Here is a 19,496-nt window from a genome sequence, read left to right as displayed (position 1 = left end):
TTTCCCACCCTTTACCGGCTGGAACTCACTACAAATGGCAAGAACTTGTAATTAATTCTTTTTCTCTGGCTGAGATAAATCTATTGCGTGAAAATCAATCGATTCAAACTCAATTGTTCCAAACTCCGCCTCACTGACTGGATCAACTTTCGCTGGCGGCTCAGCTCTATGCGACGCAACAAGCATGTCTTGCATTTCCGCATCCATAGCACGCATGCGTTCAAGCTCATGAGCGATACCCAGCAACATTAAAATATCGCGATACACGGGAAGGTCAAAACCTGCTCGCTTTCCTTCCCTATCATCCACCAGCAAACTCTCAAGATAAGGAATAATTTCGTGGGTGCCCCATAGCGCGCAGATGCGACCAAGTAGGTGTTCAAAATCTTCCAGACAGCGCATCGGAAGCAGTGTCAAATCCACATCAAATTCTGGAATATTGGCGTTGAAGTGAACGATAAAGCGATCTCGAAGTTGGTTATATCGCTCAACATCTTTTACTGTCCGATACAGGTCCAACAAAAACAGCCAAGGCACAGGTGAATCGGGATGCTCTATTCGCTCTTGAGCTTGCAAAATTTCAATTGCTCGAAGCGGATCATTCATCGAAATCCAGAATTCTGCTTCTTGCGTCACATCAGAAATTTCTTCAACCTTAACTGAGCTACCTCTTGGTGAGAAAAAATTAAAGATACTGCTGTTCGTTTCTTCAAGCGTTGGCGTTCGCTGAAATCCACTATCAGTTTCCGTTGCCAAACCAGAATCTCTTTGAGTAGATTCAGTCGAATTTGACTGAGGACCTTTAGTAGTGTCAGCTCTTTCGCTTGACCTCAAACCGCTCGGACTTCTACTATCAAGATCAATTTCATTTCGAGACTCAACGGCGTCAGTAATCTCATCATCGATATCGGCAACTACGTTACCCTCCCACCAAGTCGCTTTCCCCATTGCCATATTTTTACGAATGTAAAACAACAAGAAAACGATTACGAGAATTGCGACAACTGCAACGATTGCCAATAAAACCAACCAAAGATCAAACTGAGATTTATTCTGAAGCTCCTCCAAAGCACTTTTATCAACAGCGCTTTGCTTACGAAGAATTTCAGTTTCTCGCTTAAGGCTAGCAATTTCAGCTAAATCATTAGGCTTAGACACGACCGAAGCTGGAGCAGCGGCCTCATCTCGCAAAATTGCGGCCATACGGGCTTGTGCGGCACGCAACTCTTCATTGTTTTGAACCAATTGCCTTCCAGCATCCGTGCTCAGAACATCGCTCATGCGCAGTCCAGATGGCAGTTCGGGAATGATCACTTCATCAGACAGTTTCAGCACATCACGTGTCTGTTTACTTGCTTTTTTTGAAGGCTTTTTAGGTTCTGGTGCGACCGCGGTCTCAGTTCTTGTCACTGGTGTGACTGATGGCTCAGGCTTTTGCTTGCCGATTCGAGGCTTTGCGTTAGTCACTACTTGCGCCACTGTCTCGATAGCTTGCGCTGGTTTCTTTACATCTTGCGGCGAAACTGAAAATGGTGATTCATCCTTCGATTGGGCACTTAATTGATGACCGGCATCTGGTGGATCGAGAAGAATAGAGAACTCTCGATGAAGTTGAGTTTCACAATTAATATCAATCACCAAAGTCACGGCCGGCTCATTAATCGCTTGACGCGTTGTGAAGCTCAACGCCCGTTTATTTTGGCGCTGATGGACAGTGACATTGACGCTAGATAAAAATACTCCATCGAGTGTGACAACCCGTGCACGTAAACAACTCGGATTCAAGGATTCAAAATCATTGCCCAACACATCGGAATACGCCAATAAGCTTTGGCCGAGGTTAGAACGAACACGTATCTCACCCAAACCAAGGGCGAAAGACATAGAGGCGGTCAACAATAGCAAGAGTGCAATTGAGAGGCCCCAGGCGAGATGACGAGCTTTTGCAACTAAAATAATTTTTCCTTCGGAAATCATGGATTCTTACTATTCTTATTCTCTATCCGACGCAAGGCCCAATGTTACTTCTTTTGCATGTAGATTTAAAGCAAAACGGCTTGGAATTTGGTTAAACATCGTAACATTCAACACAAAAAAAACAAAAATGACGGAGACTAAGTAATTTTGCTAACTGTTATAACAATAAACGACGATGCTTCCGAAATCTTTAATTCTTTAAGCCCAGAATTTTTCGAGCGATACCTCGCATTATATTCACTTCTTCTACTTCGAGTTGCGTTCGAGAAAACATTCGTTTCAATCGCGGCATGAGTTTCTTTGGATTATCGGCATCCAAAAATCCCACGTGTGTCAAAGCCTGTTCTAAATGATCATACATACCGTCGATCTGCTCGCTTGTCGCTGATTCGCCACGAAAGCCAACACTGATCGTTGCATCAGGCACATTTGGCAACGCCACTGCAGACATAATCGCCAGCCTTGCCTCATAGGCCAAAATTTGAATGGCCTGCGCCAAATTCAAAGATGAATAGGTTGCATCAGTAGGTATATTGATCAAAACATGGCTATCAATCACAATTTGATTCGGCAAGCCATAACGCTCACTTCCAAATACCAGAGCAGACTTTTGCTGTGAGTCTGCAACCAATCGCTTTCCAAAAGCGCGGGCGTCGATAACTGGAGGTGAAAATTCGCGCAACCTTGCACTCACTGCGGCGACAAATTGACAACCAGTTAATGCCTCTTCAATTGTCCTGACGACACAAGCACGCTCTAAAACATCTTGAGCGCCACTTGCGAATGCGATCGCATCTGGATGACTGAGCACATTGTCATAGCGAGGATTCACCAAATACAATTGACCAAACCCCATCGTCTTAATGGCGCGTGCGGCTGCACCAACATTACCTGGGTGGCTCGTATCAACGAGAACAAAGCGAAGTTGGCTAAAAAAGTGTTCAATAGTCATTTGTGTTGCGAGGTGCTTTCCGACAAAAAGAAAAAAGTGACAACAATAAAGCGCAGCGAACCTAGCAAGAACATGCCTCTATGGATGAAAACAATTCAAAAAAGAAGCCCAAGCCTGATTTTCGCCCTCTATTCTGAGTTAAAATGCGAAGTTACGCGAGATTTCTTTCAATCCGAATTTCGCCCTGCTCTTTAATTTATCTTTGTGCGATACGAAAATGCTTTGCAAGCTCGGCTTTGCGAGTGGAAGACGTGCCGCCATTTTAACGGAAACTCACATGCACCCAATGCTTAATACGGCTATTAAGGCCGCTCGTCGCGCTTCAACCATTATCAATCGTGCTTCATTTGATATTGATCGTGTTCAGATCAGTGAAAAACAAAATAATGATTTCGTTACCGAAGTCGACCGGGCAGCAGAAGCAGCCATCATTGAGGTCTTGACAACCGCTTATCCTGATCACGCCATTCTCGCAGAAGAATCCGGCGCATCCAAAAATCTCCACGACGAAAACGAAAATGTTTGGATCATCGATCCGCTCGATGGCACAACCAATTTCATTCACGGTTTTCCACAATACAGCATCTCAATCGCCTTGCAACAAAAAGGCATTATTACCCAAGCCGTAATTTACGATCCTACACGCAATGAATTGTTCACTGCATCAAAAGGCGCTGGTGCATTCCTCAACGACAAACGTATTCGAGTTACCAAACTCGACAAGATTGCAGATGCTTTGATTGGCACCGGCTTCTCTGGTCGCGACATGTCCAAAATTGATGAGTACATGGAGATGTACAAGATCATGACGCAAAAATGCCAGGGTTTACGTCGTCCAGGTTCTGCTGCTTTAGATCTGGCTTACGTTGCGATGGGTCGCCTTGACGGCTTCTTTGAAAAAGGTTTGGCTCCTTGGGATATCGCTGCTGGCTCCTTAATCGTGACCGAGGCTGGCGGTATCGTTGGTACTTTCGCGGGCGAATCAGACTACTTGTACAAAGGTGATGTCTTGGCCGGTACACCGAAAGTCTTTGGACAAATGGTGAATGCATTGCAAAGCTTTGCAAAATAATTGTTTTACCTTTGCCGGAGCACAGTAAATTCCACAAGAAGCTACTAAGTGCTTCGGTAAGTTGATAGCAGCACACAAGTCTTGTTCACCTTCCGTGAGCGATTTGTTTTTATAGAAATTAGCATGACCACATTTTCAGATCTCGGTCTCTCCGAGTCCATCGTTCGCGCAGTCACCGAACACGGTTACACATCCCCGACTCCGATTCAGGCACAAGCGATTCCTGCTGTGATTCAAGGCGGCGACCTGCTAGCAGGCGCCCAAACCGGCACAGGTAAGACTGCAGGTTTTACCCTCCCCTTACTTGAACGTTTATTACGCAATAAACTTGTACCCAAGAACAAAACTGACAAGCGCCCAATTCGCGTTCTCGTATTGACACCAACCCGCGAACTCGCCGCACAAGTAGAGGAAAGTGTGCGTACCTATGGCAAACACACACCTCTGAATTCTGGAGTGATTTTCGGCGGCGTAGGCATTAACCCACAGATTAAGCTATTAAAAAATGGCGTCGACGTTCTGGTTGCGACACCTGGCCGACTCTTAGATCATCATCAGCAAAATACGATCGACCTCAAAAACATAGAGATCCTCGTTCTTGACGAAGCCGATCGTATGTTGGACATGGGCTTTATTCATGACATCAAAAAGGTCTTGGCAATCTTACCTAGTAAACGTCAAAACTTGTTGTTCTCGGCGACATTTTCAGACGACATCAAGGCACTCGCTGACAAGTTACTCAACAATCCGGCGATGATCGAAGTTGCTCGTCGCAATTCAACGGTTGAAGTTATTGCACAAAAGGTTCATCCAGTCGATCGCGATAAAAAACATCCTATGCTTGCGCATCTGATTAAAACCCAAAATTGGTCGCAAGTTTTGGTGTTTACGCGTACAAAACATGGCGCCAACAAACTGGTTGAGCAGCTAGCCAGAGATAGCATTAACGCAATGGCGATTCATGGCAACAAGAGTCAATCAGCACGCACCAAGGCGTTGGCAGAATTCAAGGATGGCAGCCTGACAGTGCTTGTAGCAACAGATATTGCCGCTCGCGGTATCGACATCGACCAATTGCCGCACGTCGTCAATTACGATTTACCAAACGTGCCTGAGGATTATGTCCACCGCATCGGCCGCACTGGGCGCGCTGGCGCCACTGGTGAAGCCGTATCTTTGGTATGTGTGGATGAATTCAAATTATTGGCTGATATCGAGAAGTTTATCAAACGTCAAATTCCACAAGAAATTATTGACGGCTTCATTCCAGACCCGAATGCGAAAGCACAACCGATACAATTGCGTAGTTTTCCGCAGCCTGGTCAAGGCCGTGGTCGCAGCAATAATCAGCGGAGCAGCAGTGCAAAAACAGGCAACCGGCCAGCAACGGCAGCGCCAAGTAAGCCCAACCGTAACGCAACTCCAAAGCCGCAAGGTGCAAAACCCGCATTTAAACAAAACACTCCGCGTCGCTCAGGCGGTCGTGGCGGTGCATAAGTTACCGTAGAGTAGAGAGTAAAACAGACGGGCCGTACATCAGTACCGCCCGTTTTTTGTTTCCGACGCTGATCTCGTAAGCAAATTCCATCGAAAAGTCGACGATAAAACCAAGGTTTTTAGCCCCAATTGCGCTATGATTTCGCACTTAGTGCTTTCATGCCGACTATCCATTTTAAAAAGAAGAATCCAAGACTATGGCAGCAGTAGAATCGAATCACACGCCAATGATGCGCCAATATCTCGCGATCAAAGCGGATTATCCAGACACGCTCGTGTTTTATCGCATGGGCGATTTTTATGAATTGTTTTTCGAAGATGCGGAAAAGGTATCTCGAATTTTGGGGATTACGCTGACCCAACGTGGCAGTTCGAATGGTGCACCGATCAAAATGGCGGGCGTGCCGTTTCATTCTTTAGAACCGTATTTAGCAAAGTTAGTAAAGATTGGCGAATCCGCTGCAATCTGCGAACAAATCGGAGATCCAGCAACCAGCAAAGGGCCTGTAGAACGCAAAGTGATGAGAGTGATCACACCCGGCACCTTGACCGACACCGACCTCTTACCAGAGAAGTCAGAGCGACCTTTACTTGCTATCGCCTTGCTGACGCAGCGCAAAACTGTCAACGTCGGTTTAGCTTGGCTATCACTTGCTAGTGGCGCCTTGAAACTAATGGAGTTCAGCACCGAAGAAAAGTCTCTAAGAGTGCGCCTTCAACACGAGTTAGAACGCATCTCTCCTGCCGAAATTTTATGCTCCGCTGGAGCAGTTATTCTTGATGAGATTCGACCTGAATTACCAGGTAAATTCTCTGAAGTTCCTGATTGGCATTTCGACGTAAAACAGGGGCAAAAGGCCTTGCAAGACCAACTTGCGACCTCGTCTTTAACCGGCTTTGGAGTTGAGAATTTCGGAGCCGCGCTTGGCGCTTCGGGTGCGCTACTACGTTATGCCGAATCAACCCAGGGTCGTGGTTTAAAGCATGTCAACGCACTGAGTGTTGAAGATGAAAATGAATTCATCGGCCTCGATAGTGCCACCCGCCGCAATTTGGAATTGACTGAAACACTCCGAGGTCAAGAATCACCGACACTTTTTTCATTGCTTGATCACTGCCGTACGGCGATGGGTTCTCGTCTACTTCGACACTGGTTACATCACGCCAAACGCGACCAGAGCATTGCACGCAATCGCCACCAAGCAATTCATGCACTATTGCAAGCCGACGCCACCAACGGCCTTTCAACGACACTGACCTCGATCCCCGACATCGAACGCATCACAACGCGCATTGCCTTACAATCCGCACGACCACGTGACCTCGCTGCTTTGCGTGACGGCATACAGCATCTCGGCACAGTTAGAAGTTATGTATCGATGTGCATTAAGAATAACGAGCCCCAACTACTAACACACGCATTAAGTGATTTAGCTACACCGATCGACTGCCTCGATTTGCTTGAACGTTCATTGATGGCACAACCGGCGACCATGGTGCGCGATGGTGGAGTCATCGCCAATGGTTTTGATGCCGAATTGGACGAACTACGTTCGCTTTCAGAAAATGCGGGGCAATTTCTAATTGACCTCGAAACCTCAGAGCGCGCCCGCACAGGCATTGCCAATTTGCGAGTTGAATACAACAAGGTGCATGGTTTCTACATCGAAGTCACTAATGGCCAAGCTGACAAGGTTCCGGATAATTATCGCCGTCGACAAACACTCAAGAACGCAGAGCGGTACATCACACCAGAGCTAAAGGCTTTCGAAGACAAAGCACTATCTGCTCAGGAACGCGCCTTAGTGCGAGAAAAAGTCTTATATGAAAAATTACTTCAAGACTTGTTACCGCATATCCAAACTCTGCAAGCGATTGCGCATGCTTTAGCGCAAATCGACACCTTATCCAGTCTTGCAGATCACGCCATGAAGAATAACTGGTGTGCGCCGCAACTCGTAATTGAACCGACCCTCGATATCGTCCAAGGTCGTCACCCGGTTGTTGAAAATCAAATTGAGCGTTTCATTGCAAATGATTGCCAACTGTCCGCGGATAAGAAACTACTCTTAATCACTGGTCCTAACATGGGTGGTAAATCCACCTTCATGCGCCAAACCGCATTGATCACTTTATTAGCCTATGTCGGCAGCTACGTGCCTGCCAATAGCGCCAACATTGGTCCGATTGATCGCATTTTTACTCGCATTGGCGCTGCAGACGATTTAGCCGGTGGTCGATCAACCTTTATGGTCGAGATGACAGAATCTTCAGCAATTCTACATAGTGCTACTGAGAATTCTTTGGTGCTCATGGATGAAGTTGGTCGCGGCACTTCCACCTTTGACGGTTTAGCGCTAGCGTGGGCCATTGCACGTCACCTCATTACTGCATCAAAGAGTTTTACGCTCTTCGCCACACATTATTTTGAACTCACGCAACTGCCCGATATCCACCCCAGTGCAGAAAACGTACATTTATCTGCGATTGAGCACAAAGAAAATATTGTTTTCTTACATGCGGTACAAGCTGGACCAGCATCTCAAAGTTATGGCTTGCAGGTCGCGCAATTAGCGGGCATTCCACAACCAGTAATTCGCGCGGCACGTAAGCACTTGGCAGATCTTGAAGCACAATCCTTACAGAGTACGCCGCAGTTTGATTTATTTGCTGGGGCAAATCCCAATATAAGTGGAGAGACCGACGGCGATGAAGTTCTGCTGGAGTCTCCGCTTTCTATCGCGATCAAGGATTTAGATCCAGATGCAATGACGCCCCGCGAAGCACTCGAGGCACTCTACCATCTTAAGTCTCTCTCGCGTGACGAGCAATAGCACCAACAACTACCAATGCAAGTCTTGTGATTTGCATTGGTAGTTTTACAGTTTAGATTGCTACTATTTTGGCAAACTCAAGCGTACTCAATACTGTCTCAACACTTCCGAAATAGGCAGTTCGCGCCCCAAAGGCAATTGCTCTTGACGAACGCTACCACGATAGATTGTCCAACCCTGCACATCATAATCGGCCGAAAATTTCTGTAAGTTAGCGTCATATTCCCAGGTCCCATACAAACGATCAAATTGATCATCAGATTTTCCACGCTGAATCTCGATCGAATACGTAACGCGCATGCCTTGGCGCTTTAGATTTCCATAAAACCTTGGGGAATCTGAGGCTCGAGCAACGCCTAAATCAAGATCGCGCTGACTTACCGGCGTGTTTTCACCTTCTTTGAGTTGGCACGGTGTCTTAAGATTCGTAAACATCGCTTTCCCCGCCGACCACATGGGACTTTCAATCGCCATAACGATTTCAGCTAACTCTATCGGCCTCGAATTATCTTTTGAGTGCAGGAGCCGAAGGCCGCTCTTGAAGCTAATCATGGTTGTGACTTGCCCGTCAAAGTCAATTTGAACCCAATCAGCATCACGATAACGTCGCCATTCAGCGATGCTCGATACTGCGCCGCTATTAGTACTTCGTTTAAGGTAGCTTGCATCTCTCCAAGTGATCGCTCGATCGCAATTCTGTGCACTTGCCGACAAAAACTGAACACCAAGCATTAAAAATACGAATATAAATTTCATCGATCGACTTTTATTTTGCACAACTCAGAAAAAAAAGAGACATAAAAAAACTCCAGCTTAATCTAAACAGACCAAGCTAGAGTTCATCAAGGTGATAAAGCAAAATTTAGATTCGAATTTTGATCAATGCAACTGCACTGTGCGAAATTCACCGTCTTCATCATCTTCGTCACCATGATGATGACCGTGCGCACCGTGCACGTGACCATGCGCAATTTCCTCTTCAGTGGCCGCACGCACGTCGACAACGTTGAGAGCAAAGCGCAAAGCAATACCTGCAAGCGGGTGATTACCGTCAAGGACTACTTTATCTTCCGCGATTTCAGTGACAGTAAAGATCACGCTTTCGCCATCTTCATTCTCTTCTGGGGTACCTTCAAATTGCATTCCCACTTCAATTGGTGATGGTAATCGACTACGCTCTTCCACTTTAACCAATTCAGCATCGTAATCGCCAAAAGCATCTTCCGGTTCAACTTGAATCGTTTCGTTGAAGCCCACCGCTTTACCTTCGAGCGCTTCCTCAATTTTGGGTAATGTGTTCTCGTAGCCACCATGAAGGTAAACCATTGGCTCCTGGCCTTCCTCAATCAGATTGCCGAGCGTATCGGACAAACTGTATTCGACCGTCACCACGGTATTTTTGGCAATTTTCATACTATTTCCTTAATAATTTCAGATCTTTTGTGTTACCTCATGCATTATACCTTCCTCCCGCGGCGACTATGATTTATCCTGCCTGAACTTTTCGTTTCTCACAGGTTTTAGGCATCATGAAAAAAACATCTCAAGCACTGACTTTACTTGGCGGCATCACAGCTGAGGAATTTTTTGCAACTTATTGGCAGAAAAAACCACTGCTCATCCGACAAGCGATTCCGGGCTTTAAGGCACTGTTCTCACCTGAGGAACTCTTCGAGATGGCTGCTCGCGACGACGTGGAGTCTCGTTTGATCTGTTTTTTTGACCAACACTGGGACATGCAAAATGGACCAATTGATAAAATTCCGCTCAAGCAAAAGAAAGATTGGACCTTGTTGGTACAAGGGGTAAATTTACATCAAGAAAAGGCCGATGCGCTTTTGCGACAATTTCGTTTTGCGCCAGATGCCCGCCTTGATGACTTGATGATTAGCTACGCCCGCGAGGGCGGCGGCGTTGGACCACATTTCGATTCCTATGACGTGTTTTTATTGCAGGCGCATGGTCAGCGACGGTGGCAAATCAGTGCACAAAAGGATTTGAGTTTAATTGAAGGAATGCCCCTTAAAATTTTGCGTAACTTCGTTTGTGATCAAGAGTTCGTGCTAGAACCGGGCGACATGCTCTATCTGCCACCACATTACGCTCACGACGGCGTCGCTTTAAATGAGTGTATGACCTACTCAATTGGATTTCGCTCGCCATCATTTCAAGAACTCGGCGAAAACTTCCTGCAATTTATGGTCGATACCATAGAGCTCCCAGGTCGCTATTCTGACCCGGACTTAACTGCCCCCAAAGATCCTGCAGAGATTAGCAGCGCGATGCTTGAAAAGGTGGTGCACGAGCTCAATAAGATTACGCTTTCAAAAGAAGACATGGCGATATTCTTAGGTGAATACTTAACTGAGCCGAAAGCCTCAGTCTTCTTTGAGTCGCCAGAAAACCCCCTAACCCCGAAACGTTTTGCACAAGCGGCATTGAAAAATGGCGTGTCATTAGCGCTAAAGACCCAAATGCTATATCAAGGGAAACATATATTTATTAATGGTGAATCTTTTAAGGTAGGACGTGAAGACAAGCTGGTCCTCAACAAACTAGCCAATCAAAGACATCTAGATGCTAAAGACATGGCAGAAGCTTCCGACGACGTTCTTGAGGCATTCTGCATTTGGTATGAGGATGGTTGGTTAAATTTAATTAAGAAATGAATGGTTTACTACAAATTTCCGATGCAAAATCATCGCAAATGTACAGGGTTTTGGCCGACAAACAACGAACAATAGAATAAATGATCGGGAAAACACAAAAAACCATCATTTTTTTGGAAAAAAAAGCCAAGAACTATATTCGATTGACAGAAAAATCATTATAATTCGCGGTTAGGAAAGTTTCGTAGGATTTGCAAGGTCATTTTGATTTTCTGCCCGCGGCTTAACCTATTGAGCGATAATTACCGGTAATTATTCATCGCAAGTTTGTTGTTTTTTTAGATCTATTTATTGAAAGTAAAAACATGAAAAAATCACTTTTGCTCGTTTCCTTGTTGGCTGTAGCTTTGGTAGCATGCAACAAACCAGCTGAAACACCAGCATCTGCTTCCGCTTCTGTTGAAGCAACTCCAGCATCTGCACCAGCAGCAGCTCCAGCATCTGCACCAGCAGTTGACGCAGCAGCTTCTACAGCATCTGCACCAGCAGCTGAAGCAGCAGCTTCTGCAGCATCTAAGTAATTTTTATTACTTCAAGAAAAAGCCGGTCTTTGACCGGCTTTTTTTGTTTACGTGGCTAGCATCGACCGACTAAACATGGCAAAAAAAAAGCAGATCATTTCGATCTGCTTTTTTTATCAATCAAAATTACTTCAAAGCGTTTATTTCAATTGATCATTCAACACTTTTAAGATTTTCTGGGCAACTGGCGTGGCGGCAACCTTACCGTCCTCACCATGAACCGTGACATGGCTCACATCACCACTTTCTTTCACGAAAATACGGTATTTTTGACCATCCTTGGCTGCATCACTTGAGCCCCATGAGAAGAGACGAGCAAAGAAGCCTTCGCTAGCACCTTTCTTCTTGGCGTCGATATCTTGGTCAATATACTGAACATAGTAAATGCCTTTAGAACGATCGCGATCTTCAATCGTAAATCCGATTCTATCCAACGCTAAACCGACACGGCGCCAAGAGCGATCAAACCCCTCATCCGTTTCCAAGTAGCTCAAGTCATTCAAACTAAGAATCTTTGAACGCGGATTCGAAGTGGAAGCACCAACAGATTCTGAGGTCGCAGCCGCAACTACGCTTTTTGCTTTCGCCGAATCAGCACCCAAGCGAACCATCAAACGAGACAGAAACTCAGCTTCGAGACCTGGATCATTCGCGCGTGAAGTCCATGCCGTGTTGTCCTTTTGAGAGCCCGTATATATCTCTTGAGCGCCACGATGACTGATGTAAATTTCTATTTCGCCATTAGCAGCACGTTCGACGCGCGTACGGAACTTGTCACGCTCCCCCGTCGAATAAAGTGAATCAAACACTTTGCCCAAAGTGGCACGAATCATGTCTTGAGGAATTTTTCCTCGATTTTCAGCCCAATCAGTCTCAAGAACGCCCGTAGACTCATTCTCAACGTTGATCAAGAACCCATTTTCCTGCCAAAAATCTTTCAACTGAGGCCATAGAACCTCAGGCGATCCTTTAATCACCAAATAACGCTGCGATCCGTCACGGGCAATGCGTGCATCTTTAACTTGAATCGGAGCCACCACGCCACCTGCCACTGCTGCGGCACCACCAACTTTTTGTTGCATGTAAGAAGACGCTGTCGCACTTCCCAACTCAGCATCAGGAATAGAAAAACGACTGTCGCGACGAATTTGGGTCAAATCAGGAGGCACTTCTAAGGAAACGCTCTTCGCCTTACTTGCACTCTTATAATCGATACGATTCTCAGAAATATTTCCTGTGTATGTACAACCAGCGGTCAAACCAGCGAAACCGATTGCCCCTGCCAAGCCTAAGGCACGAACCATCTTTTTATTAGCAACTACGCTTTTTACCATGTGAAAATCCCTACGAATTGAAATCAATTGGTGTATGCACCGTACGGGGACAACTTACTACTTAATCGAAGTCCACTACTTGTCAGCATTACGGACAGTTAAGACACTAGCCCCGCTTCACGCAATGCGGAACGAACAATATCATGATATTGGGTAGAAAGGCTAACCAAAGGCAAACGAATGCCAGAAGGAATCATGCCCATTTCCACCAAGGCCCATTTTACGGGAACCGGATTTGGCTCAATAAATAACTTTGAATGCAATGACAAGAGCTTGTTATTAATTTCGATAGCTTTTGTCAAATCGCCCTTCATTGCAGCAGCACACATTTCATGCATTGCGCGCGGCGCTACGTTTGCTGTTACGGAAATATTGCCTTTACCGCCTAAAGCCATCAACGCGATCGCTGTCGCATCATCACCGGAATACACGGCAAATGACTCTGGCACCATACGAATAAGCTCGATACCACGAGCGATATTCCCACTCGCCTCCTTCACACCGATAATCCCTGGCACTTGCGACAAGCGAACCATAGTCTCGTTCGACATATCAGCCACTGAACGACCAGGCACGTTATAGAGAATAATTGGAATATCGACCGATTCAGCAATTTTCTTAAAGTGCTGATACATGCCTTCTTGTGTCGGGCGATTGTAGTAAGGAACAACCTGCAAAGAAGCATCCGCGCCTGCTTCTTTTGCAAACTTAGTCAACGCAATCGCTTCAGCGGTTGAATTACCGCCAGAACCAGCAATGATTGGAATACGTTTATTTGTATGCTCGACTGCAATGCGGATCAGTTCGCAATGCTCTTCCACACTGACAGTCGGAGACTCACCGGTAGTTCCTACAATCACGATACCGTCTGTACCTTCAGAAATATGCCAATCGATCAATTTCTTCAGACTTCGTACGTCGAGGCTCCCATCAGGGTGCATAGGGGTCACAATTGCGACCAGACTTCCTTGAATCTTTGTCATGTTAGGGCGGGAGAAAAGTAAAGCCATTATTGTAGCGGATCGAAGTCGTGCTTGGTGAGTTCAAGCCTTGGAATTCATGAGAATTTCGAAGAAAAAAGGTGCTGAAGGTCAAGTTTCTCAGCCTCTACACTAGCTTTATTGGTTAAGAGAAAAATTTATACTATCTTGAGATTGGATCCAACGAAAAAGCGTGCGAAAACCTTAGTATCGTTGGGCACAAATTCGCTGAACGATTGCAGGTGCTACTTGGTTGACAAGGCCATGTTCATAACCCAAGCAATTAAAGCGAAGGTCGTCCGAAATATCGTAAATACAGCGACGAAGAAGCTCATTTTCTTGTAGCAAAAAGTTGGGGTTCTTCGGTCGACCATAGACCTCATTCCCAACCGCAAACGTTTCATAAATCAAGACGCCGCTAGTTTTGATCGAGCCTAACAATTCAGGAAACAAGGGACGATGCAGGTAATTGGTGACGACAATGGCAGCAAATGACTCTTTTGCGAATGGCCAAACATAAGATCCATTGCCATATCCTCTCACTTCGAGATCACAGCTGATGCAATTTGCTCCCTTTTTGCGAAGCAAGTGGAGTGACACCTCATCTCGATCCAGTGCTATGACATCCAAGCCCAAGGAACTAAGGTAATCTGTGTGACGGCCTGCCCCACAGGCAAGATCTAAGACTGGACCAAGCGAGCCGTCGATCAATTTGGCATATTTTGCCACCCATGGGGAAATTTGAGGATTCGCCAACATCGCTAGGTGCCAAGTACCTTATAGCCCAAAAAGGCTAACGTCGCCTCGACCTTGGCGGACTAATTCTGGCTCTTCATGGGTCATATCAACGACCGTCGTCGGTATCAAGCTGCAAGCACCGCCATCAATGACCAAATCAATTACTTTTTCTAAACGGGCCCGAATTTCTTCTGGGTCGGTCAATGCTTCCGCACCGTCTGGCAGAATAAGAGTCGTACCAAGCAGGGGTTGTCCGAGCTCAACCAATATTGCGTCAACAATGCGGTTTTCAGGAATCCGCAATCCTATCGTTTTACGTGATGGATGACTTAAACGCCGTGGAACTTCTTTAGTCGCTTCGAGGATAAATGTATACGGACCTGGAGTTGCCATTTTCAGCATGCGAAACTGCCGATTATCGACTTTGGCGTACTGAGCGATTTCAGATAAATCTCGACACAATAAAGTCAGATGATGTTTCTCGTCGACCCCACGAATGCGACGCAACCGAGTGACAGCATCTTTATCATCGAGATGACAAACCAAGGCGTAGCAAGAATCCGTTGGAACAGCAACGATACCGCCTTGGTCAATGATTTGTACAGCTTGCTTAATCAAGCGCAACTGCGGGTTTTCTGGGTGAATTTGGAAAAATTGGCTCATACCGCGATTATAGAGGCTAAAACCTCTATAACGCGAGCATCTACATCAAGATCGAAGTCCAAAATTTCAGTTGAGGCGCTGCAAGGCGATAATTCTCTCTTCCATTGGAGGATGTGTCGAGAACATTGCGCTAAGTTGTGAACCATCACCGATGCCTGAAGCAGCCAAATCTGATGGCAATGCGCCTGGCTGCAGACCACCCAATCGAGCCAGAGCGTTGATCATCGGCTGCTTTTGCCCGAGCAAACGCGCAGAACCTGCATCGGCCCGAAATTCACGCTGACGTGAGAACCAAGCAACAATCAAAGAGGCACCGATGCCGAAAATAATTTGGAAAATGAAACTCGCGATTTCAAATCCTATCCCTGGACGATGATTTTCTTCATCCTTCGATAGGAAGCTATCGACCAAATAACCTGCAACCCGCGAAAGAAAGACAACGAAAGTATTAACAACACCTTGGATTAGTGTCATCGTGACCATGTCACCATTCGCGATATGCGCAACTTCATGCCCCAGAACGGCTTCAACTTCTTCCTTGGTCATACTATTGAGCAATCCGGTCGACACCGCCACTAAAGCCGAATCACGGAATGCACCTGTAGCAAAGGCATTTGGTTCACCGTTATAGATCGCAACTTCAGGCATGCCAATCCCTGCGCGCTGCGAGAGAACTTGCACAGTATTCACCAGCCAAACTTCGGTGGAACTGGATGGCTGTTCAATGACGTGGGCTCCCGTTGACCACTTTGCCATTGGCTTACTGATCAACAAAGAAAAGATCGAGCCAGTAAAACCCACGACAAGTGAGAACACCATCAGAGTGCCAAGATTGAGTCCGTTGGCAGTTAAGAAACGATTAGCACCTAGCAGAGAGAGCACGACCGTCATGACCAGCATCACAGCAAGGTTGGTCGCAATTAGCAAAAAGATACGTGTCATCATTAACCTCCATCAAAAGAATGCAGACCGATTGGAGATCGGGCCTAGATACATCAATTTCAAGTAGGTAAGAAAACGATTTACGTGATCCAAGAACTCCAAACAGGGGTCAAATCCTTGGACAAAAGAGGAAGTTGCCCAAGATCTGGCAAATTCTCGTCTGGGGCATGAAAATCAGAACCTCGCGATGCAAGAAAGCCATATTGCTTAGCAACTTTTGCATAATCTTCATATTGGTCTGGGGTGTGACTACCGGTGATAACCTCAATGCCGACACCTCCCAACTCTTTAAATTCTTTTAGAAACTCGTCATGAGCAATCAAAGACAAATCGTAGCGACCTGGGTGCGCGACAACAGCATATCCACCAGCCCCACGAATCCAACCAACCGCTTCACTCAGGGTAGCCCATCGGTGCGGCACGAAACCGGGTTTGCCATCAGCAAGGTAAGATTTAAATACCGACGAGACATCAGGAGACACGCCAATTTCGACTAGATATCGCGCAAAATGGGAACGAGAAATAAGGTCTGGGTTGCCAACATATTTCAAAGCTCCCTCATAGCAATTCGGAATACCAACGCGAGCGAGGTCTGCAGCCATATCTTCTGCACGACGCTGACGTCCAGAACGTGTTTTTGCCAGACCAAGAACGAGTTCATTATTGGTCTCGTCAAAATTTAAACCAACGATATGAATTGTCTTACTCGCCCAGGTGACAGAAATTTCTACCCCAGTCACATATTGCAAACCAATATCACGTGCTGCTTCTTTTGCTAGAGCGATGCCACCAACCTCGTCATGATCGGTTAAAGCCCAAACATCAACACCATTTGCCTTGGCACGATGTGCTAAAACATCTGGCGATAGCACGCCATCAGATACGGTCGAATGACAATGTAAATCAACATTTAGGCTGTGGAGCGACATAATGAAAACACATAGAAAAGCAATACTGCCATTGTACTCCTGCAGCGCAGCATTTGCAGCGACAAGCCACCAACACTATATTTTCAGTTCTAAACGCAAATTAAATACGGTATAGGTCTTGGAACGATTTGATTGCAAATAATTTATGCCATTCACATACAAACTACTGCCGCTGGTGAAATCATTCGCTTGCAAGTTACTCGCTGACAGCCTAAGTTTGGTATTCGCATTGAATTTCCACAATGCATACATGTCAATTTGCTTCTTTACGCCAGAAATGCTGGTTTGCGTATCACTCACTTGATTAGTATAGGCTGGTGTCCAATTGATATTACCACCCGCACTCCAAGGCTGCGCACTCGGACGATAATCCATACCCAAGTTCGCGGTCATGGTCGGCTGTTGGTCGAGGCGATTATTAGGACCTCTTACATCATCAACATTCGACCAGAATCGACTGAAGTTTGAACGCACATCAATCGCTGGCCCCTCTACAAAGAATTCCTGAAGTGGAAATTTCGCTTCCAACTCAATGCCCTTAGCAAGGGCATGACCAATATTGATAGGCGAATTCACCCAACGTGGACCTTTTCCATTGTCGACTAATTCTGTTCGGCGGCGGATCAAGTCGTTGATGCTGCGTGCGAACAGATTCACACTCATAATCCCTGAACCTTTGAGATAGTGTTCAAATGCGATATCAATGCCGCGTGAAGATTCTGGCTTCAGATCAGGATTTCCACTGCGGTCTGGACGCGTTGGTCCATTCAATGGAGAAATCGTTGGCACCGCGATGATGTCATTCAAAGACGGTGCGCGATAGCTACTTGTCAGGCCCATTCGAATTTGATCTTTACCCCATCCTGGAATGCGATACACAGCATGTACAATGGGATTAACGACCCGACTAGCATTGTTCACCACATAGTTTGATTTAGTGCTGTGGGTATCGATCCCTTCCCAACGCAATCCCGCATAGGCCGACCATTGCGCATCGATATCAATTTCATCTTGAGCATAGGCGGCAACACGACGTGTATTCGCATCGAGATTATCACCAGAATCGATAAACTGCGGCAAACCATTATCTAAAGAAATTCGAGTTTGATTACGATGACTATTTTCGATTTCCCAGCCTGCGGCTAGATTCTGTTTATCACCTAGCGGGGTTGTGTACTTGCCCCCTAAACTCCAAGACGTATCACGCGTATTATTGACGTCGGTCATCAGATTAAGCTGACTTCCATCAAGCGCAAACTGGGTACGCACGCTGTTACTCTCCGAACGGCCCAGTCCCAAACCCAACTTCATCGTCAACTTTGATGCATCTTCAAACTTATGTTGATAATTCAGATTTGCTCGGCCGAAAGTAGACTCGGAGTTACCACTCGAATACGCGCGTGCAACGGGAGCTTTTTGGGTGATTGGATCGATCACCTGAGGCGTTTGATCAATGCTGCTCTCGCTATTTGAATGACTACGATTATTCATCAACAGCGGCTGCAGATTTACATTATCTCCATTTTCGAAACGATAACTTAAACGCGGTGTCAAATGTATCGCACTAGATGAACGTCTTGTACGGTCGATCTGGTCCTGTATCAAATTCACCTGCCCGCTGTCAGCGACTTCTGTCTTGTGCGTAATCGATTCGTCTTGTTGACCATTGTGAGATATCGATCCACTCAGAGCATAATTGAGAGAGTCAATTTGCCCAGGGTAAGTAATCGATAAATTTGGTGCTACCCGCCCTTGTTCAAAACCGAGCGCGAGTTTCAGATCAGTATCTTTGGGATGAAACTCCTCACGCAGAACAATGTTGATCGTGCCAGCAATTGCTTGCGTACTAAACTCCGCAACAGGACCTCGCATGATTTCGATACGCTCAATCTGATCTGGTGCCAATGACTCCATCGAGAAACCACGAGGTGGACGTTCGCCGTTGACGAGAATTTGGGTGTAACCGCTACCCATGCCCCGCATGCGAACATCGCCACCACGACCTGGTCTACCACCGGTTGTTACACCAGGCAAACGTTTAAGAATTTCGCCAACCGTACTATCGCCATCACGATCCAACTCTTCACGACCGATGACGATTTTTCCCGCAATCGAATTACGGCGCACATCGGTGTCGGTTTGCTTCGCGCCATTAACCGTTACTTTCTGGACTTGATCATTTTTTGCATTGCTTTGCTGATTAACTGGGGCGTTGCGTTGTTGAGCCTTTCGTTTGTTCTCGGGCGTTTGTGTTTTCTCTTTTTCGCTTTTTGCAGTTTCTTGCTCTAGCTTATTGAGCTCTTGTTTAGAAGCCGTCGTTTCACTCTGTGCCATGCAAACAGGAGAAATGCCGAAGATCAAAGAGATTGCAAGAGTAAGAGGCTTGAG

Annotated in this window: 16 protein-coding genes; 5 read left to right on the top strand and 11 right to left on the bottom strand. The window is 46.1% G+C overall.

All coding sequences use genetic code 11. From position 1 onward, the window contains the following. Window positions 1-51: 51 nt before the first annotated feature. Both H8K36_RS00575 and H8K36_RS00570 read right to left on the bottom strand, forming a co-directional pair. Window positions 52-1,977: a type IV pilus assembly protein FimV gene (locus tag H8K36_RS00575; protein WP_186915579.1), complete on the bottom strand. Its 1,926-nt coding sequence runs from the start codon at window positions 1,975-1,977 to the stop codon at window positions 52-54. A 190-nt stretch (window positions 1,978-2,167) separates the two neighbouring features. After that, the gene (locus tag H8K36_RS00570; RefSeq protein WP_186915580.1) at window positions 2,168-2,929 is read right to left on the bottom strand and encodes an RNA methyltransferase; all 762 of its coding nucleotides are present in this window, start codon (window positions 2,927-2,929) and stop codon (window positions 2,168-2,170) included. 277 nt (window positions 2,930-3,206) lie between these two features. Here H8K36_RS00570 and H8K36_RS00565 point away from each other — a divergent pair, with 277 nt between their 5' ends. From H8K36_RS00565 to mutS, 3 genes are all read left to right on the top strand, one after another. Beyond that, window positions 3,207-4,001 carry an inositol monophosphatase family protein gene (locus H8K36_RS00565; RefSeq protein WP_186915581.1) on the top strand — a complete coding sequence of 265 codons (795 nt, stop codon included), beginning with the start codon at window positions 3,207-3,209 and terminating at the stop codon, window positions 3,999-4,001. Window positions 4,002-4,124: 123 nt separating this feature from the next. Beyond that, a complete protein-coding gene (locus H8K36_RS00560; protein ID WP_186915582.1) occupies window positions 4,125-5,498 on the top strand; it encodes a DEAD/DEAH box helicase in 1,374 nt (457 codons plus the stop codon). 197 nt (window positions 5,499-5,695) lie between these two features. Next, on the top strand, window positions 5,696-8,332 hold the full coding sequence (mutS, locus tag H8K36_RS00555) for a DNA mismatch repair protein MutS (RefSeq protein ID WP_230404253.1): 2,637 nt from the start codon (window positions 5,696-5,698) through the stop codon (window positions 8,330-8,332). Between the two features lie 87 nt (window positions 8,333-8,419). On the opposite strand, the gene H8K36_RS00550 is transcribed toward mutS, so the two are convergent. Together H8K36_RS00550 and H8K36_RS00545 are read right to left on the bottom strand one after the other, a co-directional pair. Next, the gene (locus H8K36_RS00550; RefSeq protein ID WP_186915583.1) at window positions 8,420-9,088 is read right to left on the bottom strand and encodes a hypothetical protein; all 669 of its coding nucleotides are present in this window, start codon (window positions 9,086-9,088) and stop codon (window positions 8,420-8,422) included. A 123-nt stretch (window positions 9,089-9,211) separates the two neighbouring features. Further along, the gene (locus H8K36_RS00545; RefSeq protein WP_186915584.1) at window positions 9,212-9,745 is read right to left on the bottom strand and encodes an FKBP-type peptidyl-prolyl cis-trans isomerase; all 534 of its coding nucleotides are present in this window, start codon (window positions 9,743-9,745) and stop codon (window positions 9,212-9,214) included. Window positions 9,746-9,861: 116 nt separating this feature from the next. On the opposite strand from H8K36_RS00545, the gene H8K36_RS00540 reads away from it, so the two are divergent. Then, on the top strand, window positions 9,862-11,001 hold the full coding sequence (locus H8K36_RS00540; protein WP_186915585.1) for a cupin domain-containing protein: 1,140 nt from the start codon (window positions 9,862-9,864) through the stop codon (window positions 10,999-11,001). Between the two features lie 305 nt (window positions 11,002-11,306). Beyond that, entirely contained in the window at window positions 11,307-11,522 is a 216-nt protein-coding gene (locus H8K36_RS00535; protein WP_186915586.1) for a hypothetical protein, read from the top strand. A gap of 140 nt (window positions 11,523-11,662) precedes the next feature. Here H8K36_RS00535 and bamC read toward each other — a convergent pair whose 3' ends face one another. From bamC to H8K36_RS00500, 7 genes are all read right to left on the bottom strand, one after another. Next, window positions 11,663-12,856 (bottom strand): outer membrane protein assembly factor BamC, encoded by a 1,194-nt coding sequence (gene bamC, locus H8K36_RS00530; RefSeq protein ID WP_186915587.1) that lies wholly within the window; start codon window positions 12,854-12,856, stop codon window positions 11,663-11,665. Between the two features lie 98 nt (window positions 12,857-12,954). Beyond that, entirely contained in the window at window positions 12,955-13,839 is an 885-nt protein-coding gene (gene dapA / locus H8K36_RS00525; RefSeq protein ID WP_186915588.1) for a 4-hydroxy-tetrahydrodipicolinate synthase, read from the bottom strand. A gap of 201 nt (window positions 13,840-14,040) precedes the next feature. Further along, the gene (locus tag H8K36_RS00520; protein ID WP_186915589.1) at window positions 14,041-14,595 is read right to left on the bottom strand and encodes a class I SAM-dependent methyltransferase; all 555 of its coding nucleotides are present in this window, start codon (window positions 14,593-14,595) and stop codon (window positions 14,041-14,043) included. Between the two features lie 18 nt (window positions 14,596-14,613). Then, window positions 14,614-15,237, bottom strand: a complete 624-nt coding sequence (locus tag H8K36_RS00515) for an L-threonylcarbamoyladenylate synthase (protein ID WP_186915590.1) — start codon at window positions 15,235-15,237, stop codon at window positions 14,614-14,616. 66 nt (window positions 15,238-15,303) lie between these two features. Next, a complete protein-coding gene (htpX, locus tag H8K36_RS00510) occupies window positions 15,304-16,179 on the bottom strand; it encodes a protease HtpX (RefSeq protein WP_186915799.1) in 876 nt (291 codons plus the stop codon). 80 nt (window positions 16,180-16,259) lie between these two features. Beyond that, the gene (locus tag H8K36_RS00505; protein WP_186915591.1) at window positions 16,260-17,108 is read right to left on the bottom strand and encodes a 3',5'-nucleoside bisphosphate phosphatase; all 849 of its coding nucleotides are present in this window, start codon (window positions 17,106-17,108) and stop codon (window positions 16,260-16,262) included. A gap of 75 nt (window positions 17,109-17,183) precedes the next feature. Continuing rightward, window positions 17,184-19,442, bottom strand: coding sequence for a TonB-dependent receptor plug domain-containing protein (locus H8K36_RS00500; RefSeq protein WP_186915800.1), 2,259 nt, complete (start codon window positions 19,440-19,442; stop codon window positions 17,184-17,186). Between the last annotated feature and the right edge of the window lie 54 nt (window positions 19,443-19,496).

Source organism: Affinundibacterium nitidum (assembly GCF_014284155.1).
GTDB lineage: Bacteria > Pseudomonadota > Gammaproteobacteria > Burkholderiales > Burkholderiaceae_D > Undibacterium > Undibacterium nitidum.
Note: the sequence above shows the minus strand (reverse complement) of the source record. Positions and strands in the feature narration are given on the sequence as shown.

Excerpts from the sequence above, each read along its gene's own strand:
- H8K36_RS00575 (WP_186915579.1), bottom strand. The coding sequence starts at position 1,977 with ATGATTTCCGAAGGAAAAATTATTTTAGTTGCAAAAGCTCGTCATCTC.
- H8K36_RS00570 (WP_186915580.1), bottom strand. The coding sequence starts at position 2,929 with ATGACTATTGAACACTTTTTTAGCCAACTTCGCTTTGTTCTCGTTGAT.
- H8K36_RS00565 (WP_186915581.1), top strand. The coding sequence starts at position 3,207 with ATGCACCCAATGCTTAATACGGCTATTAAGGCCGCTCGTCGCGCTTCA.
- H8K36_RS00560 (WP_186915582.1), top strand. The coding sequence starts at position 4,125 with ATGACCACATTTTCAGATCTCGGTCTCTCCGAGTCCATCGTTCGCGCA.
- mutS (WP_230404253.1), top strand. The coding sequence starts at position 5,696 with ATGGCAGCAGTAGAATCGAATCACACGCCAATGATGCGCCAATATCTC.
- H8K36_RS00550 (WP_186915583.1), bottom strand. The coding sequence starts at position 9,088 with ATGAAATTTATATTCGTATTTTTAATGCTTGGTGTTCAGTTTTTGTCG.
- H8K36_RS00545 (WP_186915584.1), bottom strand. The coding sequence starts at position 9,745 with ATGAAAATTGCCAAAAATACCGTGGTGACGGTCGAATACAGTTTGTCC.
- H8K36_RS00540 (WP_186915585.1), top strand. The coding sequence starts at position 9,862 with ATGAAAAAAACATCTCAAGCACTGACTTTACTTGGCGGCATCACAGCT.
- H8K36_RS00535 (WP_186915586.1), top strand. The coding sequence starts at position 11,307 with ATGAAAAAATCACTTTTGCTCGTTTCCTTGTTGGCTGTAGCTTTGGTA.
- bamC (WP_186915587.1), bottom strand. The coding sequence starts at position 12,856 with ATGGTAAAAAGCGTAGTTGCTAATAAAAAGATGGTTCGTGCCTTAGGC.
- dapA (WP_186915588.1), bottom strand. The coding sequence starts at position 13,839 with ATGACAAAGATTCAAGGAAGTCTGGTCGCAATTGTGACCCCTATGCAC.
- H8K36_RS00520 (WP_186915589.1), bottom strand. The coding sequence starts at position 14,595 with ATGTTGGCGAATCCTCAAATTTCCCCATGGGTGGCAAAATATGCCAAA.
- H8K36_RS00515 (WP_186915590.1), bottom strand. The coding sequence starts at position 15,237 with ATGAGCCAATTTTTCCAAATTCACCCAGAAAACCCGCAGTTGCGCTTG.
- htpX (WP_186915799.1), bottom strand. The coding sequence starts at position 16,179 with ATGACACGTATCTTTTTGCTAATTGCGACCAACCTTGCTGTGATGCTG.
- H8K36_RS00505 (WP_186915591.1), bottom strand. The coding sequence starts at position 17,108 with ATGTCGCTCCACAGCCTAAATGTTGATTTACATTGTCATTCGACCGTA.
- H8K36_RS00500 (WP_186915800.1), bottom strand. The coding sequence starts at position 19,442 with ATGGCACAGAGTGAAACGACGGCTTCTAAACAAGAGCTCAATAAGCTA.